This window comes from Nonomuraea antimicrobica (assembly GCF_039536965.1).
Classification (GTDB): Bacteria; Actinomycetota; Actinomycetes; order Streptosporangiales; family Streptosporangiaceae; genus Nonomuraea; species Nonomuraea antimicrobica.
The window spans coordinates 53,357-66,605 of sequence record NZ_BAAAZP010000224.1 but is presented as its reverse complement, the minus strand read 5'-3'; the positions used below and the strand labels follow the sequence as shown (position 1 = coordinate 66,605).

Sequence of the window (13,249 nt, the reverse complement as noted above, 5' to 3'; positions counted from 1 at the left end):
CGCCATGCGGGGATCCAACCTTGCGCGAGCCGGGCGGTTCTCTTTATCGCAGCACTGTCTGCGACCGTCCGGCCGCGCGGGGCTCATGTGCGTCTCCGCGATGGATACCGCGGGCCGCCGTCCACTGTCAGCCCGAGCTTCTCGTCGTACGACACCTGATATTCGCCCAGGGTGGCGGGGGTGCTGGCTGGCAACTTCAGCGCCCTGCTGTGTTTCAGCCACGGGTGGCTGCGCCAGCCGTCCAGCGGCGCCAGGTCGCGCTCGGCCGACTCCGTCAGCTTGGACGGCAGCCGTACGGTCGCGCCGAGCACCTCCTCCACCACGTCGTCCGACAGCGCTTCGCCGTTCACGCCCAGCCAGCGGCCTGCCAGCGTGTGGTAGCCCCTCTGATCCTCGCGAACGAGGATCACCTCCACACTGCGATCCCCATCCCGGACCACAGCCTCCAGATTGTGCTCAGCCAGACTGCCCGGAGCCGCGCCGCGATGGAGGCCCTCCAGCGTCTCATTCGTGTGCTCGCCGGCGCGGGTGAGCAGGAAGTCCTCCGCGCTCCGGGCCCGCCCTTCCTGCCGGGTCAGCCATTCCTGGCGGGCCTGCTGCTCGTCCGCGCTCCAGGCGGGCGGGACCACGTCCGTTGCCTCGCCGTACACGCGCTCGACCAGGCGTGGGACGTCACTCGGCACCGACCAGCGACCACCATCTGCGGCGCAGACCATCGCGGCAGTGCGCAACAACAGGTAACGGCGATAGATGGTCTCGCTCGCCGACAATATCCACGGCGCCATCTCACCGCGCGGCGAGAACCCGGTGACGATCACCTCCGGCCGACGGACTCGTGACGGCCGAGCGACCCCGTCGTGGCGGTGCATCCGCCCGATCCGTTGCAGCAGCAGGTCAATCACAGTCAGGTCCGTGATGAGCACGTCCGCGTCCACGTCGAAAGACTGCTCGGCCAACTGTGTCGCGACCAGGATCAGCCGTTCCGGCCGACTTGTCCCGTCCTTGCCCGGTGGGCCCAGCAATCGCAGGCATTCCTCAGTACCCCCTGCGCGATCATGCGCGGTCATCCGCCCGTGCAGCAGCCGTACGTCGCCGTCACCGAACCGCTCGCGCAGCACCTGGTAGGCACGCTGCGCCCGAGGCACGGTGTTGCGGATCACCAGCGCACACCCGCCCTGAGACAGCCGGTCCTGCAGCAGCTCGGCGAGGTCGTTCTCAGCCTGTCCGCTCTCTTCCCCGACTGTGCCCGCACCGGGGATCTCCGGCAGAATGGTCACCGTAACGTCCAGGTCCGGCCGCCACTGCCCCGCGTCATCCACGTCATAGACCGCCCGACCGTCGACCAGGCACGCCGCGGTGACGTTGGGATATCTCTGCGGCTGCGGCAAGTCCGCGACGTCGAACGTCTCCGCCGAAGCCGCACCAGCCAGATAAGCCGCGACGAAGGCGCGGCGCTGGGCGGGAGGCAACGTGGCCGACAGCAACACGACCGGCACCCGTGCCTGCCCCAGCCAGCGCAGCCCCTCCAGCAAAAACTGCGACATGTACACGTCGGCGGCGTGCACCTCGTCCAGAACCACGACCTTGCCCATCAGCCCGGCGGCGCGCAGCATCACGTGCTTCGTTCGCGTCGCCGCGAACAGCAACTGATCGATCGTGCCAACCACGAACGGGCTGAGCAGCCCACGCTTACGCCCCAGGAACCACTCCGCCGGCGCCTGCCGCTCCGCCATCCCCTCGCCGCCGAACAGCGAATCGGCCAGCCCATACACGTCGTCTTCCTCAACGCCACCGTAGAAACTGTCGGGATCGGCATCCGACCCGTCCAGCAAGCTCTGCCACTCCTTGTTGAACATCCGCTTGCCGTGCAGCAGCGCCACCTGCCCGGCCAGCTCAGGATCGACCTTGTCCAACCAGGCGCGAACCTGACTGAACATCGGGTCGCTCGTCGCCTGTGTCGGCATGCCCACGAACACGCCGTCGGCACCGAACCGAGCGGCCAGCACCTCCGCCGCACCCAACGCCGCCTTGGTCTTGCCCTCCCCCATCGGTGCCTCGACGATCAGCAACCCCGGCTCCGGCATCCGACGCGCCATGTCCAGCACGAGTTCCTGTGACGGGCGAGGCGTTTGACCGAACCGACCCGCGAAGGCCCCCAGCGGAGGGTCATCCAGTCGCCCCCAGCCACCCCTCAGGCCAAGGCGCTTCCATGCCTTATCCGCGCGGTCCTGAGCCCCCTGCATGGTCACATCGACCAGGTCATCGACGCCGGGGAAGTGACGTTCGTCGCTGGCAATCCAGTCGGCCATCACCACCAAGCCGCTGAGCTGCAACTGCACCGCCCGGCTGGGCACCCGCTGAGGCTGCACGTCGGCGAGATCCGAGAACCCGACCAGCTTCGTGAACACCTCTACCAACGCCGCCTGTACCCGCGCCCAAGCCCGGCCCTTCCCCTGAGGCTCGCCCCGCCCAGTCCGCGGCCCCAGCAACGCCCCCTTCGACGGCACAGTCCCGTGATGACCAGCGACCAAGGGCCACAACCAGGCGATCTGCTCGGACTCCCAGCCGGCCTCCTTCAGCAGACGCAGCAAAAGCGTCCCGCCAGCCTTGTCATGCCGCCACCGAGCCCTCTGCACCTCCGGCTCAATCCAACTCAGCCCCGCCCGACGGACCGCGTCCGCCCCCTCAGAGTCCACCCTCTGGAACGCCGGAGTCGCCTTGCCGCAATCGTGCACCCCACACAACCACGCGAAAAACAGCCTGCCTCGGTCCCGCGAAATGGTGTTCAGCATCCGTTTTGTGGAGGGCGCGAGATAGTTATCCCATACTTGCTCTGCCACGGCCGCAGTGTCCAGCAGATGCGAAAGAAGAAGATTTGTCCTGCCGCCTGCCTTTTGGCGCGATTTACCCCAAAGCGCACCAAGCTGTCGCATCACAACCGGGTCGTAACCAAGCGCGTCATGCCACCTCATCACACCTCCTCCCATCGACTCCGCACCCTAGCTACCGCCACCGACAAAACAGAGCTGCACGACACATCTTCGGTATCGTTCTCCTTCTCCATAGTGTTAGCGGCAAGAACAAACTGAAGAGAAGACGAAGGCAGGACATGCAGGAGCCCACCGATTCGCAACCGAAGGAAAACGCCGTGCCCCGCTGGTAAACCCGCAGGTGAACAAGCGTCGGCCCCGCGCAGGCGGGGGTGTTCCTGGGTCGAGGACGGCGAGCGGCGGGCGGCCGAGGTCGGCCCCGCGCAGGCGGGGGTGTTCCGATCGAGACCCGGCTGCCGCGCTGCACCGCCGTGTCGGCCCCGCGCAGGCGGGGGTGTTCCGCGTGCCACCTTGCGAAGAGCGGCTTCCCCGGGGTCGGCCCCGCGCAGGCGGGGGTGTTCCGCCCCCCGGCATCGAGCTGCTGAGCTGGTATACGTCGGCCCCGCGCAGGCGGGGGTGTTCCTAGCCGCGCATTGCGAACAATGGCGCATATGTGGTCGGCCCCGCGCAGGCGGGGGTGTTCCGCACACGTCGGCGGACGCCGGGCTGGTGCGGTGGTCGGCCCCGCGCAGGCGGGAGTGTTCCTGAGCGTCTCATGACCGGAGCGGTGGCATGAGCGTCGGCCCCGCGCAGGCGGGGGTGTTCCGTGATCGAGAGCCTGTTCGCGGACGCGGACGAGGTCGGCCCCGCGCAGGCGGGGGTGTTCCGTCCGTGGTGGAGCGTGCGATGGTCTTGCGCGAGTCGGCCCCGCGCAGGCGGGGGTGTTCCGGGCCGCAACGACAGGCACATGAAGGCGCGGCCGTCGGCCCCGCGCAGGCGGGGGTGTTCCGCCTGCCCACCCGAGTCAGGCGGGGTCGGACGGGTCGGCCCCGCGCAGGCGGGGGTGTTCCGCGTCCTCAGGGCAGGCCAGCGTGTGGCCCGTCGTCGGCCCCGCGCAGGCGGGGGTGTTCCGTCGTCGTCGGACAGGACGCGCGTGGACTCGGTGTCGGCCCCGCGCAGGCGGGGGTGTTCCGCCGTACGAACGTGTGGTCGTAGCACCACGAGAGTCGGCCCCGCGCAGGCGGGGGTGTTCCGATCGACCAGGCCGCATCCTTCCGGGGCGTGGCGTCGGCCCCGCGCAGGCGGGGGTGTTCCCCAGCGAGCGGACCCGCCCCCTCCGAGGGGCGGGTCGGCCCCGCGCAGGCGGGGGTGTTCCCCGGCTGCTCTGGACCGCCGAGTCCGGCGGCACGTCGGCCCCGCGCAGGCGGGGGTGTTCCATGACCCCTGCGGGCCGCGGTGTTGATGGCGTTGTCGGCCCCGCGCAGGCGGGGGTGTTCCGCCTCCCGTGGTCGCGGCGATCGTGACATCTGCGTCGGCCCCGCGCAGGCGGGGGTGTTCCCCCAGCCATGTGGATCTCGTCCAGGAACGCGGGGTCGGCCCCGCGCAGGCGGGGGTGTTCCCTGTTCGTGCAGCTCCGGGTCTGCGGTCGGGTCGTCGGCCCCGCGCAGGCGGGGGTGTTCCCCGGGTACGGCTGATCGAGGGGGAGTGGAAGACGTCGGCCCCGCGCAGGCGGGGGTGTTCCGGCCGCCCAGGTGCTGCAGGCCGAGGGCCTGAAGTCGGCCCCACGCAGGCGGGGGTGTTCCGGTGATCGAGGGCCTGGCCGGGGTCGAGGCCGCGTCGGCCCCGCGCAGGCGGGGGTGTTCCGCCGTCCGACTCGCGGGCCTCTTGGGCGTGATCGTCGGCCCCGCGCAGGCGGGGGTGTTCCCGATCGCCCCCAGGAACACCCCGGCGCCGAACCGTCGGCCCCGCGCAGGCGGGGGTGTTCCGCGCGACCTGGCCGGGTGGCGGTTCCTGCTCGCGTCGGCCCCGCGCAGGCGGGGGTGTTCCCTCCCAGGACGTGATCTTGCACCCGGTGTAGGTGTCGGCCCCGCGCAGGCAGGGGTGTTCCGCAGGGCAAGTCGAAGAAGGATCCCGCCGACCCGTCGGCCCCGCGCAGGCGGGGGTGTTCCGGCCGCGAACCTCGCGGTCGTGATGGTGGTGTAGTCGGCCCCGCGCAGGCGGGGGTGTTCCGGGCACCCGCTAGACAAGCGAAGGGCCGGGCAAGTCGGCCCCGCGCAGGCGGGGGTGTTCCTTGCGGCGGCACGCGCCGTGTGATCATGTGCGAGTCGGCCCCGCGCAGGCGGGGGTGTTCCGCCCGCACGCAAGCGCGGGGGCCGGTGATGGAGGTCGGCCCCGCGCAGGCGGGGGTGTTCCGCAGATCGCGCGCGACTTCGAGAAGAGCCTCGTGTCGGCCCCGCGCAGGCGGGGGTGTTCCGCCCAACGGCACCGCGCCGTCCGGCCTCCCCAGGTCGGCCCCGCGCAGGCGGGGGTGTTCCGGTGATCGAGGATCACGAGCCGCGCCTGCGGCGGTCGGCCCCGCGCAGGCGGGGGTGTTCCCGCGCTGGCCCTGAACAACCCCGGAAGCCCGGAGTCGGCCCCGCGCAGGCGGGGGTGTTCCGCCGTACGGGACACGGCCAAGGCGGTGGTGGGGGTCGGCCCCGCGCAGGCGGGGGTGTTCCTCGTCGAGTGGAAGGCTGAGCAGGTCGATCTCGGTCGGCCCCGCGCAGGCGGGGGGTGTTCCTGGGGCGTGATGGTGCACAAGGGCCCCAACTACGTCGGCCCCGCGCAGGCGGGGGTGTTCCGGGCTTTCCCGTCGCGCTCGGGACCTGGGGCCTGTCGGCCCCGCGCAGGCGGGGGTGTTCCGCTGGTCGGCATCAGGAGGGAGGGGGGCGACACGTCGGCCCCGCGCAGGCGGGGGTGTTCCCATCGGTTCTCCTCACCGTGGCCCCGGGGTGGGGTCGGCCCCGCGCAGGCGGGGGTGTTCCGCGCCTTCCCGCGGCCTCGATCGTGCTCGACGCGTCGGCCCCGCGCAGGCGGGGGTGTTCCGGTCGGCTGGGGTGTCCTGCATGTGGCCGGCTGGTCGGCCCCGCGCAGGCGGGGGTGTTCCGGGCACGCCGTACGTGTTCGGAGGCGGGCACGGGTCGGCCCCGCGCAGGCGGGGGTGTTCCGACGGGCGAGATGACCGTCCCGTGGATGTTGAGGTCGGCCCCGCGCAGGCGGGGGTGTTCCCGGCAGGTCCTTGTCGGTCTCGACCTTGTACGCGTCGGCCCCGCGCAGGCGGGGGTATTCCTCTCCAGGGCCGCATCCGTGATGCCCTCCGCAAGTCGGCCCCGCGCAGGCGGGGGTGTTCCGCAGGCCAGCACCTCCTGCGCCACCACCTTCACGTCGGCCCCGCGCAGGCGGGGGTGTTCCCTTCACCGATATACGGTGATTTACGGCCATGTGGTCGGCCCTGCGCAGGCGGGGGTGTTCCCCGCGCGCGTCGGGTGCTGGGCCTGGACGAGTTGTCGGCCCCGCGCAGGCGGGGGTGTTCCGCGCCGGAAGACGCCCAGGAGGAACAGCCCGGCGTCGGCCCTGCGCAGGCGGGGGTGTTCCTTGGATTGGATGGAAGACCTAGCACGAGAGCGCGTCGGCCCCGCGCAGGCGGGGGTATTCCGCCGCTGCCGTACGTGCCGCCGTACCCGGTGACGTCGGCCCCGCGCAGGCGGGGGTGTTCCGAACCACCTCCCTATCCGGGCATCCCCCTCTGGGTCGGCCCCACGCAGGCGGGGGGTGTTCCGCGGATCTCGGGCAGCTTCTCCCCGGGCGGGGCGTCGGCCCCGCGCAGGCGGGGGTGTTCCCATGGGCCCGGCAGAACGTCGGCGCATGCGCCGGTCGGCCCCGCGCAGGCGGAGGTGTTCCGGTCAGCGGGGGACGACGGCTGACATCGCTGTGTCGGCCCCGGGCAGGCGGGGGGTGTTCCGGCGGTCTACGTGCTGGTGATGGATCTGGCCGCGTCGGCCCCGCGCAGGCGGGGGTATTCCGCCGCAGTACGAGCTCGCCCAGAACACCACGGGGTCGGCCCGGCGCAGGCGGGGATGTTCCCCAGGACGCCGAGGACTGACGCGCTGTAGGTGTCGGCTTCGCACAGGCGTAGGTGTTCCCTCGTCGATCAGCGAGGCGAAGTGGGGATCGACATCGGCCCCGCAGGCGAGGACGTTCCCCAGGATCACCAAGCGCGTGTCCCACGTGCGGCATCGGCCCCATGCATGCGGGATGTTCTGCAGGGACAGCCCAAGGGCGTCACCCGGCAGCTCGATGGAGCCCCAGGCAGCTCACTACCTCATGCAGCAGGAAAATGCTCCTGCTTCACGAGCTTTCCTCAAGACCTCTTCGCTTGATCCAACGCCCCCACCGAGCACTCCGCGCGAACTGCTCAGCGATCACTCTGCCCGACGGAAGCGCCCCATCAGGAAGACGATTCGCCAGAGCCCACTGCCAAGCCGTTCGACGAAGATCTTCCGTCTCCCACTCATGAGAAATCGTCTGCCGCGACGAATCGCGGTCATCATCGCCGACAGGTTCCCGACCCTCCGGTACCTCACCCTGCACGACAGCAGGCCCCGAGGCAGAGCCCCGGCGGACCTGCGCCATCAAGAGCTCATAACTACCGATCAGAGCAGCACTCGGCCACGCCGCAATGATGCGACCGACCAAGCTGGGCTCAGCCACAGCGATGTTGGCCCCGAGGCTGGCCAGGCTCCCAACCAGCAGCATGGCCCAAGCAAGCAAACCTCCACGCGAACCCTGCTGGTTGGCCAGCAGGATTGACATCGAGGCGACGACGATTGCGCCGTCCACCGCGAGCGGGATGAGGACCGCCGCCAAGTGATCCTCACCGTGACGAAGGCAGAGATCGTGCATGTGACGGAACGACACGACCGCCGCGATGCCCGCGAGAACGAGAACCCCTGTGATCGTCGTACGCTGGATGCGGCGCACGACCTCCATGTTCGGCTCCATGCGCTCACACCTCCCGACCTGGGAGAACGAGGGTGGTGGAGGCGCTGAACGGCATGTACGTATCGGCTGTGTCGCCCCTCGGACACAGATCGGTACCCCAAATGGTCCTGGTTGCTGGAGACAGCGACCAGGACTTTGTGTTGTGAGGGGTGGTAGACCGGCTCCAGGTTGAGGCTCGCATAGATCTTGGCTTTGCGAGTTGGGTCGGCTCTCCTCAGAACATCGACGAGACTCCCCAGGCCGCGCAGAGACGCTGCCAGGCTGTCGCAGTCGACGAGACGGGCCGGGGCAACGGGGAGCCGCGTGAGCCTGTGTTGCAGCTCAGTCTGTCGACCTTGTTCCTCACTCATCCAACTTGCGACGAGCGCCGGGTCGGCGCCGGCTTCCAGGGCCGCGCGGCGAACTGACACGCAACGACGTCCAGAAGTTGTTAGCCTGCGCGCATGTCAGATCTGGGACATGTGGCTTGGCCGCCTGAGCTGATCCGGACCGAGCGGCTGGTGCTCCGTGAGCCCGAGGCGCGGGACCGTACAACGTTCATCGAGTTGCTCGCCTCGCCAGAGGTGCACACCTACCTCGGCGGTCCCCGCCCGCGTGACGAGCTCGAGCGTGAGATGCCCGAGGTGCCCGAGCGATGGCCCGGGAGCTTCGTCGTCGAGCTCGACGGGGCGATGATCGGCCAGATCCTGCTCAGGAGAGCCGCCGGGCACCGTCGCCCGGCTGCTGCGGGGAAGGCCGATCTCGGTTACCTGTTCCTGCCGAAGGTCTGGGGGCAAGGGTACGCCGCCGAGGCGTGCGCGGCGGCACTCGACTGGTTTGACGGCGTCCTTCCCGGCGAGCCGGTGCTGCTCACCACCCAGAGCGCCAACGTCGGCTCGATGCGCCTCGCGGCAAAGCTGGGGTTCGCCGAGGTCGAGCGGTTCCATGCCTGGGACGCCGAGCAGTGGCTCGGCCTGCGGCCTCCGGCCACGTGATGGGGCTACGCGATTTGGCTCTGACGATTTCCCTGGATGCTGTTGGTGATCTTCACGATGGTGGCAGTGCGGGAACTGCGGGTTGACGTTGCCTGGGTTGAGCTCCGACGGGGCTGAGGCGGAGGTCCCGCGACGATCACGCGCTGCCTGTGCTGCTGATGTCTCGAACTCACGGTCAACTCGGCGACTGCGACGGACCGAGATTGTTGAAGAAGCAGGCGTCGGAGATCTCGGTCAGGTGCTCAAGCTTGTCCTTCGTCACGGCCTGCCGATACGTCTCGGAGTCATCGGCACGAAGCGCCTTGAGGGCCTTCTCGGCAGTGTCGATGTCGTTCTGAAGCGCGGTCTTGAGCGCCGGACGAACCGCCTTGGCCAGATTGGCCTTCTGCAGGTCCACGATCTCGGTCAGGACGTTCTCGGTCGGCGGAAGCGGCACCGTACCGCTGACCGGGACCTGGGTCCACCTGTCCATGACGTCGGTCTGGTTCTCGCACCCCGGCGGCATCCCCTGCCCTTTCGCGCCGGGCTGCTCCGCAGCGGGTGCCGTGTGGTCTGCGGCCGTGCCGGATGAGCCGGCCTGCGGGGCCTGAGTTCCATCTCCTGATGTGGCCACGACGATGGCGATCGTGGCAACCGCCACAGCCAACACTGCGCCACCTGTGATGAGCAGCTTACGATTCCGCAGCACGCCAGAACCGGACCGTGACCGGTCGTCGAAGGCGGGCACCTGCTCCTGCAACGTGGGCGGTGGCGGAGGAGGGACGTTCTCGGTGCGGGCTGCGGAACCGGCTGGGGCAAGCGGTGATGATGACGCCGGGCCGGTGCCGGGGCCGGGCTCCGGGAAGGACTGCTGCGGCGGCACGGCCGATGCCACAGGGCTGTTCGGCACCTGGGGCGGCTCAAGGGCATCAATCATGGCCAGGGCCTCGGCGGCGGTGGGACGGTTGGCCGGGTCCTTGTCCAGCAGCCGGGTGATCAGCGTCTCGAGCCCGCCGGCCTCGCGGGGAACGGGCGCTTCCCCCAACAGCACAGCAGTGAGCGTCTCTGTCGGGGTGTCCCGGCGGAACGGGGACACTCCCTCCAACGCTTGATACAGCGTCACTCCGAGCGAGTACAGATCGCCCGCACCGCCGCTGTCCACGCCGTTGAACCGTTCCGGCGCGATGTACTCGAGCGAGCCCATCAGCCCACCGCTCATCGTGAGGGCGGTGTCGCCCTGTTGCACAGCGATCCCGAAGTCGGTGAGGAGCACGCGGCCACCCCGGGCGATCATCACGTTCGCCGGTTTCACGTCCCTGTGTACGATGCCGGACGCGTGCGCCGTGCTGAGGGCGTCGAGCAGCCCCTTGGCGGCCAGTGCGACGGCGTCGGCCGTCATGGGACCATCCTGGAGGATCTGCTCGGCGAGGGTACCGCCGTCGACGAGTTCCATGACGATCCACGGCGCCTGATCCTCGACCACCACGTCGTGAACGGTGACGATGTGCGGATGCGACCGCAGCCGGGCAGCGCTGCGCGCCTCGCGCTCGGCGCGTCGCAGCCGCTGCGTATGCTCCTCGTCAGAGGTGGCCGACGGGAGCCAGACTTCCTTCACCGCCACATCCACGTCGAGAGATTCGTCGTGAGCCTTCCAGACCCGTCCGAAGCCCCCGCCTCCCAGAATGGACTCCAGCAGGTACCGCCCGCTGATCAGACGTCCCGGTTGTGTCTGCGCGGCCACCATGCTCCCTCGTCTGCAGCCAAGTTGTGGCAGCCTACCCGTGCGCGCCCGAGCGAATCTGCCGAATGTCCAGACTCGTGGTCATTGGATCGCGTCAATCGCCAGTACTTGCGGCTGGCCTGTCATTCGGGGCATTACCCCTGGTAGCAGCTATGTTCAGCCGGGGCGGGAAACTCACGACCAGGCGTTCGATCACCTCACGGAACTGGGCGGCGGTGACTGCGACGGCATCGGCACCGGGCTCCGACGTCAGAAGCGCTTCGTGTAGCGGGTGCCCCGGTAATAGATCTTCACGCCGTCGGGCTCGGAGGCGCTGTGCCCGAAGGAGTACTTGCCGATGTTGCGGCCGTGGCTCTTACCGGAGGCGACCGCCACGTAGCCGAAGTCGGACTGCCGGTCGCGTACGATCGCGTACTTGATTCCCCTGGCGCACCTGTTGGAGACCGAGACCTGCCACTTGGGGTCAGACCATCCGCTGTTGTTCAGCTTGGTACGGCTGGCTTTTACGCAGGAGGGCCAGGCGGCGGCCACGCCCTGAGCGCTCGCAACCGAGGCCAGGTCGGCGGACGAGCCAGTGGTGGCCTGCGCAGTCGATGGGGCGGCGAATAAGAGAGAGGTGCCCACGGCCAGGAGGGTGAGGACGCGCATCGGGTTCCTTCCGGAGTAGCGAGTTCCGCCGTGGTACGGCGGACACCGCGATGATCCATCCTCTACCAGATTGGCACATATTGAGGCATTCAGTCGCACTTGCCCAAATTGACGGAAACGTCGGAGCAGGCGGCTACCCGGCGCATAGTCGCCAACCTTGCCGCTTGAGCGTCCGCCACTCTCGCAGCCGACGGGTTGAGCCGTTCTTCCGAATCGAGAAGGTGACGGTCTCCCGTCACACCTACCGGGCGCGCCCCGGGCAGGCTCAACAAGCGCAGCCCTATTCGCCCGTGTGGCAGCGTCGAGGCCGCCTGGGCAGGCGCACGCGCGCCTCCGCACGGATTCGCCAGAACGTCTGGTCCGCCGCTGGGGAGGAGCAGGTCAGGGAACAGGTGATCAGATTCACCGAGCTCGTGAGCTGCGGCAGACTCGTGAGCTGTGGCAGAGGCGCCGCCGCGCGGATCGTCAGGCCGGCCGCCTTCCGCGTCGGAGGACGAACCGGACAACGAGTCCGGCGATGAGTGCCCAGAAGGCGGCGCTCACCCCGGCGATCGCGATGCCGGACGCGGCGGTCACGAAGGTGACGACGGCGGGTATCTGCTCGTCCGGCTCTGAGATCGCCGCCTTCAGGGAGGCGGTGAATGTGGCGAGTAGGGCGAGTCCCGCCACAGCGGCGATGACCCCGGCCGGGGCCAGGGACACGAGGGCGCCGAATGCCGAAGAGGCGATGCCGAGCCCGACAAGGACGATGCCCGCGGTCACGCTCGCGATCCAACGCCGTGAGCGATCTTCGCCTGCCTCCGGTCCGGCCGCGAGGGCCGCGCTGATGGCGGCCAGGTTGATCGCATGCCCGCCGGCCGGCGCGCCGAGGACGGTGCCGACGCCGGTCACGAGCATCGATCTCCGCCATGGCACCTCGTAACCGAGACCCTTCATGACGGCGACCCCGGGGACGTTCTGCGAGGCCATCGTCACGAGATAGAGCGGCAGAGCGATGCCGATCACTCCGGCGAGCGTGAAGACGGGCGTCGTGATCTCCACCCGCGGCGTGAGCGTCGCGAGGTCGATCGCGGTCCCCGAGGTTGCGACGTGGACGCCGATGACGATCGCGGCGGTCAGGAAAGCGAAGGGGGCTGCCCAGCGTGGCAGGAACCGCGTGGCGAGGAGCCAGACGGCTACGACCGGCGCGACCTGGAGCGGGTTCGTCGCCAGCCCGGTGATCGGTCCGAGACAGAGTTGGAGCAGCACACCGGCGAGCATCGCCTGGGCTACCGAGGCGGGGATGCGGGCAATGAGCGCGCCGAGCAGCGGCACGAGGCCGGTGAGCACGATCAGCGCGCCGGTGATGAGGAACGCGCCGACCGCGGCGGGCCACCCTCCCTCTACTGCCCCGGTCGTGGCGAGCAGCGCCGCACCAGGCGTCGACCAGGCAACGGTGATCGGCATCCGGGTCCACCATGCGAGCAGGACGCAAGACAGGCCCATGGTGACGCTCACCGCGAGCAACCCGCTCGATGCCTGGTCCGGATCCGCGCCCACGGCGGCGAGGCCGGCCAGGACAACCACGAAGGCGCTCGTGAACCCGACCAGTGCCGAAACCACACCAGCGGAGATCGGCGAGAACACACCGCTCGGTGCCGACGCCGCCGTCACGCGACGACCCCACGCTGCGGATCGCCTCCGACCACCTGCGCCGCTTGATGCGGGTTCATCCCGTAAATGCATGATGTTCCTCCGGTTCGATAACCGAGGGACACCCAGGCGGTCGATGTCGCTCATACGCTCCACGCCGGTCACATCCGGCTACGCCAGTCGCAACGTCAAGAATACGGGCACCCAGCGGTTCGTGTTGGCGCGCCTGTTCCGCAGCGATGGCCCGCGCTGACGTCCGCGGCCACGTACGGCCCGGCAGGCCACCGACTGGTTTCTGCGCAACACCCCGCCAACCTCGAAGATGTACGGCCGCGCCAACCCTGATCTCCTGCGCAAACGCATCCTGCTCGCCGGACCAGGGTCCGATCACGAACTGTGTGCCTGATCCCGAATTCTGACCCCGT

General features: G+C 69.5%; 6 protein-coding genes and 1 CRISPR repeat array. Of the genes, 1 reads left to right on the top strand and 5 read right to left on the bottom strand.

The window, feature by feature from the left end:
* Nucleotides 1-83 precede the first annotated feature (83 nt).
* A complete protein-coding gene (gene cas3, locus ABD844_RS47810; RefSeq protein ID WP_344895132.1) occupies nucleotides 84-2,933 on the bottom strand; it encodes a CRISPR-associated helicase Cas3' in 2,850 nt (949 codons plus the stop codon).
* Between the two features lie 248 nt (nucleotides 2,934-3,181).
* A CRISPR array of direct repeats spans nucleotides 3,182-6,991; the repeat unit is 28 nt; unit sequence GTCGGCCCCGCGCAGGCGGGGGTGTTCC.
* A gap of 205 nt (nucleotides 6,992-7,196) precedes the next feature.
* The gene (locus ABD844_RS47805) at nucleotides 7,197-7,850 is read right to left on the bottom strand and encodes a DUF2637 domain-containing protein (protein WP_344894969.1); all 654 of its coding nucleotides are present in this window, start codon (nucleotides 7,848-7,850) and stop codon (nucleotides 7,197-7,199) included.
* A gap of 443 nt (nucleotides 7,851-8,293) precedes the next feature.
* On the opposite strand from ABD844_RS47805, the gene ABD844_RS47800 reads away from it, so the two are divergent.
* A complete protein-coding gene (locus ABD844_RS47800; protein ID WP_344894966.1) occupies nucleotides 8,294-8,824 on the top strand; it encodes a GNAT family N-acetyltransferase in 531 nt (176 codons plus the stop codon).
* Nucleotides 8,825-8,999: 175 nt separating this feature from the next.
* Here ABD844_RS47800 and ABD844_RS47795 read toward each other — a convergent pair whose 3' ends face one another.
* The 3 genes from ABD844_RS47795 to ABD844_RS47785 form a co-directional block, all read right to left on the bottom strand.
* Nucleotides 9,000-10,547 carry a serine/threonine-protein kinase gene (locus ABD844_RS47795; protein WP_344894963.1) on the bottom strand — a complete coding sequence of 516 codons (1,548 nt, stop codon included), beginning with the start codon at nucleotides 10,545-10,547 and terminating at the stop codon, nucleotides 9,000-9,002.
* A gap of 246 nt (nucleotides 10,548-10,793) precedes the next feature.
* Nucleotides 10,794-11,192: a hypothetical protein gene (locus ABD844_RS47790; protein WP_344894960.1), complete on the bottom strand. Its 399-nt coding sequence runs from the start codon at nucleotides 11,190-11,192 to the stop codon at nucleotides 10,794-10,796.
* Nucleotides 11,193-11,657: 465 nt separating this feature from the next.
* Nucleotides 11,658-12,845 carry a benzoate/H(+) symporter BenE family transporter gene (locus ABD844_RS47785; RefSeq protein ID WP_344894957.1) on the bottom strand — a complete coding sequence of 396 codons (1,188 nt, stop codon included), beginning with the start codon at nucleotides 12,843-12,845 and terminating at the stop codon, nucleotides 11,658-11,660.
* Nucleotides 12,846-13,249: the final 404 nt, after the last annotated feature.